The organism is Lottiidibacillus patelloidae (assembly GCF_002262935.1).
In the GTDB taxonomy this organism is placed as follows: Bacteria; Bacillota; Bacilli; order Bacillales; family SA5d-4; genus Lottiidibacillus; species Lottiidibacillus patelloidae.
Genome location: NZ_NPIA01000001.1, coordinates 19,717 through 33,761 on the forward strand (window position 1 = coordinate 19,717; position 14,045 = coordinate 33,761).

The 14,045-nt window shown below is 31.8% G+C and carries 17 protein-coding genes and 1 pseudogene; 12 read left to right on the forward strand and 6 right to left on the reverse strand.

Features of this window, described 5'->3' with window-relative positions; translation table 11 throughout:
- Positions 1-93 precede the first annotated feature (93 nt).
- The 3 genes and pseudogenes from yhbH to CIB95_RS16375 all read left to right on the forward strand — a co-directional run.
- On the forward strand, positions 94-1,275 hold the full coding sequence (yhbH, locus tag CIB95_RS00185) for a sporulation protein YhbH (RefSeq protein ID WP_094920277.1): 1,182 nt from the start codon (positions 94-96) through the stop codon (positions 1,273-1,275).
- 490 nt (positions 1,276-1,765) lie between these two features.
- Positions 1,766-2,932, forward strand: coding sequence for a hypothetical protein (locus CIB95_RS00195; protein WP_094920281.1), 1,167 nt, complete (start codon positions 1,766-1,768; stop codon positions 2,930-2,932).
- A 63-nt stretch (positions 2,933-2,995) separates the two neighbouring features.
- Positions 2,996-3,142, forward strand: a pseudogene (locus tag CIB95_RS16375) (sporulation protein YhbH); the annotation flags it as partial.
- A gap of 71 nt (positions 3,143-3,213) precedes the next feature.
- On the opposite strand, the gene CIB95_RS00205 reads toward CIB95_RS16375, so the two are convergent.
- From CIB95_RS00205 to CIB95_RS00215, 3 genes are all read right to left on the reverse strand, one after another.
- On the reverse strand, positions 3,214-4,014 hold the full coding sequence (locus tag CIB95_RS00205; RefSeq protein ID WP_094920284.1) for a hypothetical protein: 801 nt from the start codon (positions 4,012-4,014) through the stop codon (positions 3,214-3,216).
- Between the two features lie 49 nt (positions 4,015-4,063).
- Positions 4,064-4,495: a hypothetical protein gene (locus CIB95_RS00210; protein WP_094920287.1), complete on the reverse strand. Its 432-nt coding sequence runs from the start codon at positions 4,493-4,495 to the stop codon at positions 4,064-4,066.
- Positions 4,496-4,635: 140 nt separating this feature from the next.
- On the reverse strand, positions 4,636-5,877 hold the full coding sequence (locus tag CIB95_RS00215; protein WP_094920290.1) for a lamin tail domain-containing protein: 1,242 nt from the start codon (positions 5,875-5,877) through the stop codon (positions 4,636-4,638).
- A gap of 261 nt (positions 5,878-6,138) precedes the next feature.
- Here CIB95_RS00215 and CIB95_RS00220 point away from each other — a divergent pair, with 261 nt between their 5' ends.
- The 5 genes from CIB95_RS00220 (at position 6,139) to CIB95_RS00240 (ending at position 10,262) form a co-directional block, all read left to right on the forward strand.
- The gene (locus CIB95_RS00220) at positions 6,139-6,468 is read left to right on the forward strand and encodes an ArsR/SmtB family transcription factor (RefSeq protein ID WP_094920293.1); all 330 of its coding nucleotides are present in this window, start codon (positions 6,139-6,141) and stop codon (positions 6,466-6,468) included.
- A 27-nt stretch (positions 6,469-6,495) separates the two neighbouring features.
- Complete coding sequence (locus CIB95_RS00225) at positions 6,496-8,583, forward strand: heavy metal translocating P-type ATPase (protein ID WP_094920296.1); 2,088 nt, start codon at positions 6,496-6,498, stop codon at positions 8,581-8,583.
- A 128-nt stretch (positions 8,584-8,711) separates the two neighbouring features.
- Entirely contained in the window at positions 8,712-9,476 is a 765-nt protein-coding gene (locus CIB95_RS00230) for an SDR family NAD(P)-dependent oxidoreductase (protein WP_094920299.1), read from the forward strand.
- A 17-nt stretch (positions 9,477-9,493) separates the two neighbouring features.
- Complete coding sequence (locus CIB95_RS00235; protein WP_094920302.1) at positions 9,494-9,796, forward strand: ArsR/SmtB family transcription factor; 303 nt, start codon at positions 9,494-9,496, stop codon at positions 9,794-9,796.
- A 109-nt stretch (positions 9,797-9,905) separates the two neighbouring features.
- A complete protein-coding gene (locus CIB95_RS00240; RefSeq protein ID WP_094920305.1) occupies positions 9,906-10,262 on the forward strand; it encodes a YidH family protein in 357 nt (118 codons plus the stop codon).
- A 43-nt stretch (positions 10,263-10,305) separates the two neighbouring features.
- Here CIB95_RS00240 and CIB95_RS00245 read toward each other — a convergent pair whose 3' ends face one another.
- Positions 10,306-10,503 (reverse strand): cold-shock protein, encoded by a 198-nt coding sequence (locus CIB95_RS00245; RefSeq protein ID WP_094920308.1) that lies wholly within the window; start codon positions 10,501-10,503, stop codon positions 10,306-10,308.
- 374 nt (positions 10,504-10,877) lie between these two features.
- On the opposite strand from CIB95_RS00245, the gene CIB95_RS00250 reads away from it, so the two are divergent.
- Positions 10,878-11,174, forward strand: coding sequence for a hypothetical protein (locus CIB95_RS00250; RefSeq protein ID WP_094920310.1), 297 nt, complete (start codon positions 10,878-10,880; stop codon positions 11,172-11,174).
- Positions 11,175-11,198: 24 nt separating this feature from the next.
- Here the strand turns inward: CIB95_RS00250 and CIB95_RS00255 are convergent, their stop codons facing one another.
- Complete coding sequence (locus CIB95_RS00255; RefSeq protein ID WP_094920313.1) at positions 11,199-11,792, reverse strand: hypothetical protein; 594 nt, start codon at positions 11,790-11,792, stop codon at positions 11,199-11,201.
- A 22-nt stretch (positions 11,793-11,814) separates the two neighbouring features.
- A complete protein-coding gene (locus CIB95_RS00260; protein WP_142296439.1) occupies positions 11,815-12,357 on the reverse strand; it encodes a zinc metalloprotease in 543 nt (180 codons plus the stop codon).
- 279 nt (positions 12,358-12,636) lie between these two features.
- Between CIB95_RS00260 and CIB95_RS00265 the strand changes: the two genes are divergently transcribed.
- Genes CIB95_RS00265 through CIB95_RS00275 form a run of 3 tightly spaced genes read left to right on the forward strand, consistent with a single transcriptional unit; the run spans position 12,637 to position 13,809 of the window.
- The gene (locus CIB95_RS00265) at positions 12,637-12,996 is read left to right on the forward strand and encodes a rhodanese-like domain-containing protein (protein WP_094920319.1); all 360 of its coding nucleotides are present in this window, start codon (positions 12,637-12,639) and stop codon (positions 12,994-12,996) included.
- Complete coding sequence (locus tag CIB95_RS00270; RefSeq protein ID WP_233143861.1) at positions 12,996-13,406, forward strand: rhodanese-like domain-containing protein; 411 nt, start codon at positions 12,996-12,998, stop codon at positions 13,404-13,406. Before CIB95_RS00265 ends, CIB95_RS00270 begins: the two co-directional genes overlap by 1 nt.
- Positions 13,407-13,425: 19 nt before the next feature.
- Positions 13,426-13,809 carry a DUF302 domain-containing protein gene (locus CIB95_RS00275; RefSeq protein ID WP_094920322.1) on the forward strand — a complete coding sequence of 128 codons (384 nt, stop codon included), beginning with the start codon at positions 13,426-13,428 and terminating at the stop codon, positions 13,807-13,809.
- Positions 13,810-14,045 lie beyond the last annotated feature (236 nt).

The following is a 14,045-nucleotide window of genomic DNA, read 5'->3' on the forward strand; positions in this document are numbered from 1 at the left end:
AAAAGTAACTCTATTATTATTTTTCGATAATCTGTAATAACAATTCATGAAAAGAAACATCTAATAACAAAAAATGAAAAGGAGGGAGAAAGAGTGAATAAAAAACACTCGAACTCTAAAAACTTTGTGATTTCGCAAGAGAACTGGTCCCTCCATCGCAAAGGTCACGAGGACCAGAAGCGACATCAAGATAGAGTGCAAGATGCAATAAAAAATAATTTACCAGATTTAGTTAGTGAAGAAAGTATCGTTATGTCTAATGGCAACGATGTAGTTAAGATACCAATAAGATCTTTAGATGAATATAAAATAAGGTACAATTACGATAAAAATAAAAATGTCGGTCAAGGTGATGGGGACAGTCAAATAGGCGATGTTGTTGCGAGGGATGGATCACCGCAACAAGGTAAGGATGGAGCAGGAAAAGGTCAAGGTGCAGGAGATAAGCCTGGTGAAGACTATTTTGAAGCGGAAGTTTCCATGGTTGAACTTGAGGAAATGCTCTTTAAAGAGCTTGAATTACCGAATCTAAAGCAAAAAGAAGAACAAAATATCGTTGTAGAAAATATCGAATTTAATGATATCCGTAAAACAGGCCTAATGGGAAATGTAGATAAGAAAAGAACGATATTATCTGCTTTAAAGCGTAACTCGTTAAAGGGAGAAACGAAAGTTGCTCCAATAACGAATGATGACTTGCGATTTAAAACATGGACGGAAACGATAAAGCCAGAATCAAAAGCAGTCGTATTAATGATGATGGATACGAGTGGGTCGATGGGTAACTTTGAAAAGTATATGGCAAGAAGTTTCTTCTTTTGGATGTCGCGGTTTTTACGAACTAAGTATGAAACGGTTGAAATTGAGTTTATTGCGCATCATACAGAAGCTAGGGTAGTTACAGAGGATGAGTTTTTTACAAAAGGTGAAAGTGGTGGAACGATTTGTTCATCTGCTTACAGAAAAGCCTTAGAGCTCATAAACAGTAAATATAGCCCGCAAAAATATAATATATATCCATTCCACTTTTCAGATGGAGATAACTTAACGTCAGACAATGCTCGCTGCTTAAAACTCGTCGATGAAATAATGAAAGTTTCCAACCTGTTTGGGTATGGGGAAGTCAATCAATACAACCGTCACTCCACATTAATGTCTGCCTACAAAAATATTGAAAATGAAAAGTTTAAGTATTATATCTTAAAGCAAAAAGCGGATGTGTATCATTCGTTGAAAAGCTTTTTTAATAATGAAGAAAATGTTGAACATGTGTAAATAACGATTAAAGTGAGAATGTGAGATATCGATCTTACATTCTTTTTTGTTCGTTGATACTATCATTTTAAATAAAGTTAATATCTTACTAATTACATAGTCAGTTTAAGTTTTCCATAAATTTCATATATTTTCTTAATTTATGTATGAAGTTTTTGTTGTATTTCCCAATATATGTTTTATTAAAATCCGTTATAATTAGGTTATAAATAATAAAAGGAAGATTACATGCCAATCTATAAAGGTTCTGTGAAAGGCCATATACTTAATGTTTCAGGGTATGATATTAGAGACTCTTCTTCAGAACAAATAAGACTTACTGATCCATATGATCAAGGAGATAGAGGTGTTCCACTTGGGAATGTATGGCATCCTTTATCCGGTGTTTATATGCAAATTTCAATCACTCTCGTCAAGAATTCATTCATTAACATCTTGTGTTCAGAGGGAAACGATATATTTTTTCCCTCTTCATATTTAGGAGGACTACATGAATAAGAAATCTTTATTATTTATCTTTTTATTACTGTCATTGACAGTAATACTCTACCTTTTATTAACGCCAAATATATCAGAGACTAGTAAAGTTACTGAATTAGATAATAACAATGTAAATAGTACCCCTATAGAAAGTGAATCTTTAGCTAGTAATCTAAATAAGGTGCTCTTAGGAAATAAGGAGTTACAATTAGAAAATTGTTCAACAGAACAGTTCATGGCACCAGTTTATGTTAATAACAATGGCGATCTATACATTAAAAGCCGTCATGATGGCAAAACTTATATATTTTTATCTAAAAATGTAGATAATTATACTTCATGTGAATTAGTACATACTTTTAATACAAGTGGAAATGTTGTGGGATTATCTAATTATATATACTGGACAGAGTATACACGTCAAAAGGAAGGTATAATTTGGGAGATTAAAAAGTTAAACCTGAAGGATGATTCAGTAATAAAAATAGATGAAGGTATTAGTAAGAGAGGAAACGAAATCCCGACGTTAGTATCTGATAATGAAAATGTATATTGGATTGAATATCATACACTAGAAAACGAAATAACAGAATCAACTTTGTTTAAATACAACGATAAAGTAGGAAAACAAAAAATTATAATTGACCAATTACATGAAAAAGATGGTTACAATGGAAACTACTTAATTTATTATTCACAAAATAAGAATAATTCATTAGTATACAAGTCAACTTTTTTAGATGGTGATAAACAATTCGAACTTCTTCTAAATAACGACAAGACAGAAAAAGTAGTTAGTAACCTTACAAACTTATTAGACATAACTATAAACGAAAATTATGTTGCTCTTACTGGTATAGATTTAGTAAATGTCTACAAATACGATGACTTAAAACTTGGTGCTTTAGTCTATTCTGTTAGTGGCAATAAAGATTCCTCTGTACCTAGTTCAGAAAAAACATATGACACACCTATTTTTATAGATAAGAACACGTTAGTGTATAGAATAGGAATGAGTGAAATTTTACTAGTTGACCTAAAAACAAACACTGAATATAAATTGAACCCAAATACAACTATTCTTTCGAAACCGAGGTTTAATAATGGATTTTTAGTGTTTGCATATAAAAAAGAAAAACAAATGGTAGTTAGAGTTTTGGACTTTATTAACAGGTAAGTAAAATTAAATAAGTAGTTTAAAAATTAACAAAGTAAGAGGGTATATCCTAGACATCTATACCAATACAACCGTCACTCCACATTAATGTCTGCCTACAAAAATATTGAAAACGAGAAGTTTAAGTATTATATATTGAAGCAAAAAGCGGATGTGTATCATTCGTTGAAAAGCTTTTTCAATAATGAGGAAAATGTTGAGCATGTGTAAGATGATGACTTACAATCTTTTAAACTAAAGAAAAAAGGAACAATCCATGATGGATTGTTCCTTTTTATATCTTAGTTCGTAAAAGTTGAAACGAGAAAGTTTATATAAGATGGTTGTGGTAAGAGAGCCTCATTTCCAATTTGGATACTGTCAAATGCAATATCAGTAGGAATGCCATACCCACCAGCGCCACCAACCCAGATAGAACCAAACCAAAGCTCTTGTAATGGGTATGTTTCACCTTTATAAGGAATCGTCATTAATTTATTATTATTCAAATATAAACTTACTTCATTACCAAGACCATCAACATAAACGTATATATCTTCCCAAGTATCTTTCTTGATCTCTTCTGAGCTAGAGTATATAGGTTCAGCACTAAAATCTGTAGCTATTCCTAACTGATGGTCTTTATTAGCAACAATTGTTATAGGTCCTGTTGGAAAATATAACGTAGATAAAGTTACAGACGATTGTGTAAATGAATGTAATCGAGCTTTAAAGTGATAAACAAAAGTATCGGATTGGATACTATTTAATCCTTCAGTAGTCATCATGTTAGGGCTAAAGTACTCGTTTCTTGCAAGTTTTACAACCCCGTTTTGCCCGTGATAGTCTTCGAGATGAGTAGCATCAAATGAAGTCCAATTAAGGGACAATTCTTCAAATTCAGTAGAATAGTATGTTTCATTAGGTGTGATAGCAGATAAATATTTACTATAGGAATAATAAGAAGATAACAACGCTATAATTACTGTTATGAAAAGTAATGTTATCAAGAATTTTTTTGTCTTTTTTATTTTTCCGTGAGAATCTAAACTACTTTCTTGCAAGTTATATATAATGTCTTTGTTATTGTGTTTAGTTTCCATGAAATTTCACCAACTATTGCTGAGGATTGTATACAATTTGATAATTAAATTAATTACGAGATTCAACAGTTACAACTGTACGATATCCTGCAGTTAATGCTTCAGATAATGATACCTCTACATTGGCTGCTGTGACAGTCGTTGCACCTGCAGTATAACTAACTGTTTCAGGCGTTGCATCTGTTCCTTTGGCACCAATATTATTTGAAGAATTGTTATAAACGTTTACATAATAATTTAATGTACTAGTAGAGTCACTTGGCATATCGAATTCTAAATTCATATATAGTTTTCCGGTTTTAAAGTTATACCCAGCTATTTCAATTTGTGAAGCATATGCAGCACCTGTAACAAATCTAGTTGTATCCCCTTCAACAGTCGTATCGCCTTTTGTATTACTTTCAGCAAAAACTGGGATGTTCATGAAAATAAGTGTTGCAGTTAAAACAAAAGTGCTTAGTTTAAATAACCTTTTTAACATTTTGTATTCCCCCAATAAATCTATAATTTATAACACATACTTAATTATAGATAATAAAAAGGGGAAATAAAAGGTTTTTTTGACAAAATTCGCTATTTTCAGATAAATATATCATTTACTACTAATAAATAATTAATTTGTTAATTAATAGAAACACTTTTAATGACAATGACGATCCTATAAGCTGCGGGTAAGTCTTGCGTTAGTAATAGATTAATATTTTTTATATCAACATCAGAACTACCAAGGTTGCCAGTAACTGCAATCGGATTAGAGATATCACCAAGATTACCAATTACATTACTAAATTCATCATAAACTTTTATAAAATAATAAAAAGTTGCTGTTTTATTTGTTACATCTTTTTCCGTATGTAGTGCTGAGTTAATATAAAGTCTTTTTTCGCGAATGTTATACCCAGTCATCTCAATTAACGTAGGGTAAGAATCTCCTGTCGCAGTATAACCTTGTGTTCCTTCTACTGTGTTCATCGCTTTAACAGTAATACTATTAGATGTGAGGTTACCGGTCCCGACTAAGCCGTTATCCAATACAGTAAAACTAAAATTAGTAATATCGACATCAAAATTTGTACCATCATATTGCAATGTTACATGTACAGAATAGTCGTTATATCTTTCAACACTACCAATCAATGTTCCAGGTGGTGGGTTATTCAACGTTATAGATGACGCGACATTTGTTGAGTATGTATCATTTTGAAGATTCAGTGAAATAACATTTCCATCTAATGTATGTTCAGTCAATTCTAATGGAGTTGCCTTAACTTTCCGATTTGGATTATTTGATTTTGAGTTAAGAGCTCTAGGAGTTCCATAGCCACCTGTATATAGAGAAATGGAATCATTCCAGTTTGTTGGTACATTTCCTTCAATAGTACCATCTGTTCTTTCCATAGTAGATTTAGTAGTGTTATTTCCTGCATGCCACATATCTACCTGATCTATCAAATTTCTAGTTTGTATATTAGTAGAATCATATAGTGTTAGAGTTTCTCCACTATTTTCTAAACTTCCAGTGTATACTTGGTCTGCAGTTATATTTGTTGACGAATCATCAGTCCGTTCTAATAAGAAATATCCATTTGCAGCAATGCTTCCTTGTAAAACAATCTCGGGGGACCCGTCACCAGCTATAAGCACCCATCCATCTAAAATAATCTCTGTAGCCGAATTGTTATATAATTCAATCCATTCACTATTATAATTTAAGCTAGTCCCCATCCAAGCAATTTCATTAATTACTACAGATAGAGGTGATGAGGCATATCCTCTGTTTATTTCATGTTGCGATTGTATGATTCCATTAGTTAGCAATATTAGTATTGTTATCAGTGAAAATAGAACTTTTGAAGTCTTCATGATAGTCCTCCTATTAAAAGAGAATCCCTCTCTGACAAATCGAAAATTTACATATTTATATAATCATTTTTCCCAATACAGTATACCATTAATATGTGTTTTATTCTGAAAAATGAAAAATTTATCACTTATTGGCAGGAATTGTTTGATTTTAAGAAAATGTATCTTTTGATTTTAAAGCACATTTTTGCTACATTAATAATATATTATATATGAACATATGCTCATATAAAGGGAGCTTTTCTTAAAGGAGAATAATAAATGGATGATTCGAAGTTAAATAAAAGTAAATTAAAACAGGAACAATTAGATGAAGAAACATTATTTATCGTTTCGCAAACCTTTAAAGCACTGTCAGATCCAACACGAATTCGAATTTTGCACCTTCTTTCACAGCAAGAATTATCAGTAAATGATATTGCTAATAAATTGGGAATGTTGCAGTCAACAGTATCTCATCAGCTTAGGTTTTTAAAGAACTTGCGACTAGTGAAGTACCGTAGAGAAGGTACAACTTTTTATTATTCGCATGATGATGAGCACGTAATGAATTTACTTGAACAAACAATTACCCATGCACAACATCATTAAAATTGATAGAGAATGGGGGGAGTTAAGATGAAAGAACATAAACTACAAGGTTTAAGTTGTGCAAATTGTGCAGCTGACATAGAAAAACAAATAAAACAACTCGACCATGGTGATTCGGCAGCAGTATTATTTAATTCATCTAAGTTAAAAATAGATGAGAAAGTTAATATGCAGAAGGTTGAACAAATATTAGCAAATGATGGAGCGTCAATAGTGAAGGAATCTGGTAATGAGGAACATTCTCACAATCATGACTACGGGAGCAACATGAAACTTTTACTAATTATTTCAACTGCCCTATTTATATTGACAATGTTTCTTTCGAAATATATACCTTCATGGGCTGAGATAGCATTATATATTGTATCAATTACGATTAGTGGATACAGCACGTTTATTCGAGGAGCTAAAAATCTAATTAAACTAAAATTTAACATTGATACATTAATGACTGTTGCATTAATTGGAGCCATTGCTATTGGGGAATGGAAAGAAGCAACGGTAGTCGCTATATTATTTGGACTTAATGAATTTCTTGAAGGATTAGGGATGGAAAAAGCTCGTAGATCAATGGAAAAACTCCTTCAAGTCGCACCAAAAGAAGCGGTATTAATCGACAATGGTCAAGAGAAGATTGTTCCTATTAAAGAGTTAAAAAAAGGAGATATCGTTTTAGTAAAAGCAGGTGAAAAGATTCCTTCAGATGGAGTAGTTCTTGAAGGGAAAAGCTCTGTAAATGAAGCCGCTATTACAGGGGAATCTTTGCCAGTCGAAAAAGAAATTGGGGAAAACGTATTCGGAGGAAGTATTAATAACGAAGGTGTACTGAAAGTTAAAATAACTAAAGCTTTTGTAGACTCTTCACTAGCTAAAATATTGCATTTAGTGGAAGAGGCGCAAGAGACGAAAACGCCAACTGAATTGTTTATTAATCGTTTTGCTAAGTACTATACTCCACTTGTAATGATTATTGCAGTAATTGTTATGTTTATTCCTCCACTATTCTTGAGCGGTGATTGGCAAACTTGGATTTATCAAGGGTTAGCAGTACTTATTGTCGGTTGCCCATGTGCATTAATTTTATCATCTCCTATTGCAATTGTTGCTGGTATTACTAGAAATGCTCGTAACGGTATTTTAGTAAAAGGTGGGGTGTTCCTTGAGCAGTTGGGGAAAATATCGGTTATCGCATTTGATAAAACAGGAACGCTCACAAAAGGTGAACCGTACGTATCTACAGTTGTTGAATATGAAGAAAACTTTTTAGAAATTGCTGCAAGTATCGAGAGTACATCCTCACATCCTCTTGCAAAAGCAATCATGAAAAAAGTGAAGCAAGAGGGAATAATTTTTAGTGAAGCAGAGGAAATTGAAACGATTTCTGGGCAAGGAATTGTAGCAAAAATAAATGAACAACGCTACTTTATTGGAAATGAAAAAACAATTGTACACATCAACCCGACAAACGTAGTCCAAGAAGATATTAATCGCCTAAAGGAAGCGGGCTTTACATTAGTTATTGTTTCTGATGAAAAGAAAGTATTGGGAATTATCGGGATTACTGATGAAATTCGTCAGGAGAGTAGAGAAGTAATTTTTGGATTGCACCAAGCGGGAATTAAGGATACGGTAATGCTTACTGGAGATCATCATAAAACCGCCAAAAATGTTGCGGATTCTGTAGGAGTGAAGACATTTTTCACCAATCAACTACCAGAACAAAAGGTGGAAAAAATAAAAGAGTTAAGACAGCATGAAACTGTAGCGATGGTAGGAGATGGCATTAATGATGCACCTGCCTTAGCAGTTGCTGATTTAGGTATTGCCATGGGTAAAGGAACTGATAGTGCAATTGAAACAGCAGATATTGTTTTAATGCAAGACCATTTAGGAAAGCTTCCTAATGCAATTAAGATAGCTAAAAGAATGAACAAGATTATTAAGTTTAACATTTCGATTTCGCTTGGGTTAAAAGTCATCGCATTATTATTAACAATTCCAGGCTGGTTAACGTTATGGATAGCGATTTTAGCAGACATGGGTGCAACAATTTTCGTAACGCTCGTTAGCTTAAGTTTATTAATATCTAAAAAAGAAAAAGAATCAAGCTACTAATGTGAGCTTGATTCTTTTATTATTTTTTGGCTTATCCAAGTTCATCCATTGTTTTCAGTAAACGAATGAATGATAATATGTTTAAATACTTAAACGTTTAAACGAAAGATCAATTAGGAGGCAGAAGAATGACAAAAACAGCATTAATTACAGGCGCGTCAAGCGGATTAGGGTACGAATTTGTTAAACTTTTTGCAAAGGATGGCTACAATCTTGTATTAGTAGCACGAAATGAAAAGAAACTAAATGAAATAAAACAAACTTTTAATAACATTAATATTACTATTATTAAAAAGGACTTAAGTTTAAAAGGTGCCTCAAAAGAAATATATGAAGAATTGAAAACTGAGGGTATATCGATTGATGTATTAGTGAACAACGCTGGCTTCGGTCTATTAGGGTCGTTTGACGAACTTTCAGTTGAAAAGCAAACAGAAATGATTAACTTAAACATTTCTACTCTGACACAAATGACTCATTATTTCCTTCCTGAAATGAAACGAAAAGGAAGTGGAAAAATTTTAAACGTTGCAAGTCTTGCAGCATTCCTTCCAGTACCAATGATGGCAGTTTACGCTGCGACAAAAGCCTATGTATTATCTTTTTCGGAAGCTTTAAATGAAGAATTAAACGGAAGGAATATTTCTGTAACGGCCCTTTGTCCTGGAGCAACAAAAACTAATTTTGGATCTGTAGCAAATGCGGCTGAAACGAAAGTGTTCAAAGAGGCGATGGAAGCAGAAGTTGTGGCGAAACAAGCATATAAAGCATTATTAAGCGGGAAAAGCACGGTTATTACTGGTAGTTTAAATAAAGCTTCTGCTCTAGGAGTTAAATTTCTTCCACGGAAAGCTGTACCAAAAATCTCAAAGCGTATGGCTACGAAGAAATAAAAGGATGGTGAATACAAATGGGACAGGAAGCTATAGAAGTATTTCGTTCAAGTATTCCTTTATTTCAATCATTAAGCGATCCTGCCAGGCAAGATATTATTTTAATGTTAGCAGAGAATGAAAAGCTTAGTGTGAATGAGATAACTGAGAAGTTAACGCTTTCAAGGCCAGCTGTTTCTCATCACTTAAAGATACTTCGCGATAATAATCTAGTTTCAATTGAACAAAAAGGGACGCAGCGGTATTATATGTTGGCAATTGATCAGGCGTTAAAGCTGTTAAAGCACTTAATACAAACAGTTGAAACTACATGTAAATAGCAATAATAACAGCCATCCATTTATGTGGGTGGTTTTTTTACGAATGGAAAAGAGATAAAGTGTAGAAAATAAAAGAAACTAGTAGTAAAAATGTAGGTGAAGAAAGAATATGGAAGAAAAAACAATTGCTTCAAAGTATACGGAACAACATTTAGCTAATGAACGAACATATTTAGCTTGGGTAAGAACAGCTATTGCGATTATTGGTATAGGATTTTTAGCGATAAGTCTTCATTTTAATACAGAAATTGAGACTAGTTATATATCTGATACGATTGCAGTTATTATGAGTATTGGATCCGTAATTACTGGAATGATTATGATGATTTTTTCAACGATAAACTATTTTCGTAAACTTAAACAAATTAACAGTCAAAAATTTTCACCATCTAGGTTTTTAATAACTAACATCACGATCTTAACTATTGTAATAACTTTTTTATTTTTGCTTTATACAATTATGTAAAAAAAGGACTCCTAATTGAATTAGGAGTCCCTTAAAAGTCTTATTACTTTTGAACGTTAGTAGCTTGAGGTCCACGTTGACCTTGCTCGATTTCGAAAGTAACTTCTTGACCTTCTTCTAATGATTTGAATCCTTCACCTTGAATAGCTGAGAAATGTACGAATACATCTTCTCCACCGTCAACTTCGATGAATCCGAAACCTTTTTCTGCATTAAACCATTTAACTTTACCTTGTACCATATGAGTGTACCTCCTGCGTGGATATTATTATCCACTTTGTATTACTATTCTTGCTCAATCATAATTTTCGAAAGATCTATTTCTTTTTTACAATTAATTCCGAAACAAAAATAACTTCTTAAGTATAACAGGAATAAATTATAAAGCAAATTTAATATATAAAAAATATTGTAATAGCTTTTTGAATAGTCTAGAATACTTATTATAGACATAATACATTTTTTAACATTTATAGAAATAATAACATTAACGGTTTTCATAATGGAAAATACTAAGCAAGTTTATACTCGGATACATAGAATCTATCATACTTACATACTATCTATTAATTGACAATGAATGAGAGCTAGAAAAAATGTGGTGGAGGTTATTTTATGAAGGAGTTTCATTTTACACTAGAAACTAATAGTAGAAACACATTTAAAAAGGTTAATTATGCAACGAATGTTATCATTGAGGCATCGAGCATTAGAGAAGCTATCCGTCAATTTACTACTCAAGAGGATTTAAAGTATATTGGAATAACGAAACTAATGAATTCTAATAGTTACCGTGTATTTCTTTTGAAAAAGAGCAAAATAGTTGGTGCTGGTAAGGAATTAGTATATTTAGTTAAAGAAGATGATGGACTAGAGTTTGGGGATTTGCATTTAGAGTATATTAATGAATAAAAAAGTTAGCAACAGCTAACTTTTTTAATTTAGATATTTCTCTTTATATTTTTGATGAACTTGTTTTGCAAGCTTATCATGTAGGTTATTTGCTTTAGAGTCGCTATTTAAATTTTTCAACTTAAATTTCCCGTTGTTCATATTTAACAAAGAATAATTACCAAAAGTATTTTTTCCTAAAAATAAAATGTAAGTTTCATTTACTTCAAGTTCTTCATAATGAGCTAAAGTGACTTTTACTTTTTTTCTAGCATCATACGAAATAGGCTCAATTATTTGCAGTTTGTCGTTTATGGCAAATTTCTCATCTTCTGGTTGTTTAATAATTTTTTCGATTATTATTTCTGTTCGAGTGAACAAGTCCGTAATTCCTGGAAGATCATTCCCATTATTATCTTTCATATACTTAAAAACGTGTTTGCGATCTAAAAAGGCTTGGCTAGTAGTTGCTATTACTATTAAATCTGTTTTATTTTCTAATTGTTCAAGTGTAGTAGCTTCGATGAAATTAGCATGTATGGAAATGACCTTCATTCCTAATTGTTGTTTAGGAACTATATAGAAGGAAATGGTTAATAAAATAGCTATTGTACTGATAAAGGTCCACTTTTTATACATTGTTACCATAACCTCCAGATTTTTAATATCCCCATTTGAAATATAACTCTTGTCTATCATAATCTGTTGTTGAAGAATAAATAGGGTAGAACCCTTTGTTCATGACACTATCATAATAATTAGCCCCGTAATACATAGGTGCATGGCCCATTTTTAATGTATGGCCAATCTCATGAGCGATGTTCATTTTAACGGCATTTGAACTATAGTTACTTGAGGCTCTCATGTTATTTTCATAAATGACAATTTCACAGTAATCCCAATAATCGTTAGATCCAACATTTTCTGATGAGAACCATGTATATTGGTAATATGCTGCCAAACCAATTAAATCTTTTACTTCAGAATTCGCCACATAGTACCGGTCTTGATATTTCTTATGAGAGCCAGTATTTTTACTGATATGGACTTTGGAAGAGTTGTAATTCCAGTAGGTTCGTGCTGCATCGAAATGATATGTATAGCCATAAGCTGCGATACTAGAATCGTACCATGCTGTGTGTGTTCCTAAGCCATTGCGGTCTTCTGGGAAGGTAGTAGCAGTTGTTTTGCTAGTATGAAACATAAAGACTATAACCATTGTAAAAACTAAGGAATTTATTATGACTTTAAAGATGTGCAAAGATGTTCACCTCGTCTTTTTTGGAAATATATGTCGTATTTCATACATATTATAATATTCTATTAAAAAAAAGAAGGAACTATTGAATATATTAGTGCACTATAACTAGCAAAATAGTACATCGGTATTATCGCAATCTATCTATCTATTTTATTTGACTTTATACCAATAGGGGTATATTATTTAATTAGAAGTAGTTAAACATATGAAGGAGGAAACATCATGGAATGGAATACAATACTTTTTGCACTTCTCGTATTGTTTATCGTAGTAAGAATGATGCCTGCTAGAGGAGTAAAGCACATTTCAACAGTTGAATTAAAAAAAGAAATAGGAAATATAGATAAACAGTTTGTGGATGTCCGCACACCAGCAGAATATAAAGGAAGAAATATTAAAGAATTTATAAACATCCCATTACACAAGCTAAACCAGGAATTATCAAAACTTGATAAAAATAAAGAAGTAATTGTAATTTGTCAAAGTGGTATGCGAAGCAACAAGGCTAGTAAGTTGCTTAAGAAGAATGGATTTAAAAAAGTGACTAATGTTAAAGGAGGAATGAGCGCTTGGAGGATGTAATGAGATTTCCTAAGATTATTGGCTTACTAACATTTATTCTCTTAGGTGTTATTATGAATGGATGTCAGTCTGTAGATCATGAAAATGATATTCCTGGGACAACAATTGCGCAAATTAATACAGATGAACTTGCTAGTATAATGCAAGGTACTAACGATAATACAATTTTTATTGATGTAAGAGAGCCATATGAATTTGAAGAAGGGCATATAAATGATATGATTAATATGCCACTTAGTTCTTTAGAAGACAACTATGAAGAGCTTCCATTAGATTCTGAAATCGTAATTATTTGTAGAAGTGGAAATCGCAGCATGAAAGCTGCAAATATGTTAAAGAAATATGGATACACAAAGCTTATTAATGTTCAAGGTGGTATATCTAACTGGAATGGTAAGCTTGTTAAATAAAAAATAGGTAGGTGTTAGAATGTTTCACTATACTGTAGAAACAAATAAGACTGTTACAGAGGCAATTTCTTCTTTAGAAGAAAACTTAATGAAGGAAAAGTTTGGTGTACTTTGGAATTTTGATGTCAAAGGTAAATTAAATGAAAAAGGCCTTGAATATGACAATGAATTTACTGTATTAGAAGTATGTAACCCTAAAGAAGCACAACGCGTATTAAAGGAAGAAATTTTAGTTGGTTACTTCTTACCATGTAAAATTGTTGTCTATAATGAAAAAGGAAAAACTAAAATTGGTATGCCTAAACCATCATCACTAATCGAAATGGTTGATAACCAAAAGTTAAAAGAGATTGCTTTAGAAATTGAAGAGCGTTTAACAACATGTATTAACGATAGTATTTAACACTTAAGATGCCATTTTGGCATCTTTTTACACTGTATGATTTTTAATTTGCTGCTTTAATTTGTAACATAATTTATCCTAAAGGTAATCTATGTGAAGATTATTACATAATTAAAGTGAATATAATTATTTTATTTCCATAGTATTCAATATAAAATGTAAAAAAATCATTTTCAACAACGGTAATTAATGGTATAGTAATGTCGAATAACTTGTGTATTTTGTCGAACTTCAGT

Coding starts and splice junctions, on each gene's coding strand:
- CIB95_RS00195 (WP_094920281.1), top strand. CDS start 1,766: ATGAATAAGAAATCTTTATTATTTATCTTTTTATTACTGTCATTGACA.
- CIB95_RS00205 (WP_094920284.1), bottom strand. CDS start 4,014: ATGGAAACTAAACACAATAACAAAGACATTATATATAACTTGCAAGAA.
- CIB95_RS00210 (WP_094920287.1), bottom strand. CDS start 4,495: ATGTTAAAAAGGTTATTTAAACTAAGCACTTTTGTTTTAACTGCAACA.
- CIB95_RS00215 (WP_094920290.1), bottom strand. CDS start 5,877: ATGAAGACTTCAAAAGTTCTATTTTCACTGATAACAATACTAATATTG.
- CIB95_RS00220 (WP_094920293.1), top strand. CDS start 6,139: ATGGATGATTCGAAGTTAAATAAAAGTAAATTAAAACAGGAACAATTA.
- CIB95_RS00225 (WP_094920296.1), top strand. CDS start 6,496: ATGAAAGAACATAAACTACAAGGTTTAAGTTGTGCAAATTGTGCAGCT.
- CIB95_RS00230 (WP_094920299.1), top strand. CDS start 8,712: ATGACAAAAACAGCATTAATTACAGGCGCGTCAAGCGGATTAGGGTAC.
- CIB95_RS00235 (WP_094920302.1), top strand. CDS start 9,494: ATGGGACAGGAAGCTATAGAAGTATTTCGTTCAAGTATTCCTTTATTT.
- CIB95_RS00240 (WP_094920305.1), top strand. CDS start 9,906: ATGGAAGAAAAAACAATTGCTTCAAAGTATACGGAACAACATTTAGCT.
- CIB95_RS00245 (WP_094920308.1), bottom strand. CDS start 10,503: ATGGTACAAGGTAAAGTTAAATGGTTTAATGCAGAAAAAGGTTTCGGA.
- CIB95_RS00250 (WP_094920310.1), top strand. CDS start 10,878: ATGAAGGAGTTTCATTTTACACTAGAAACTAATAGTAGAAACACATTT.
- CIB95_RS00255 (WP_094920313.1), bottom strand. CDS start 11,792: ATGTATAAAAAGTGGACCTTTATCAGTACAATAGCTATTTTATTAACC.
- CIB95_RS00260 (WP_142296439.1), bottom strand. CDS start 12,357: ATGTTTCATACTAGCAAAACAACTGCTACTACCTTCCCAGAAGACCGC.
- CIB95_RS00265 (WP_094920319.1), top strand. CDS start 12,637: ATGGAATGGAATACAATACTTTTTGCACTTCTCGTATTGTTTATCGTA.
- CIB95_RS00270 (WP_233143861.1), top strand. CDS start 12,996: ATGAGATTTCCTAAGATTATTGGCTTACTAACATTTATTCTCTTAGGT.
- CIB95_RS00275 (WP_094920322.1), top strand. CDS start 13,426: ATGTTTCACTATACTGTAGAAACAAATAAGACTGTTACAGAGGCAATT.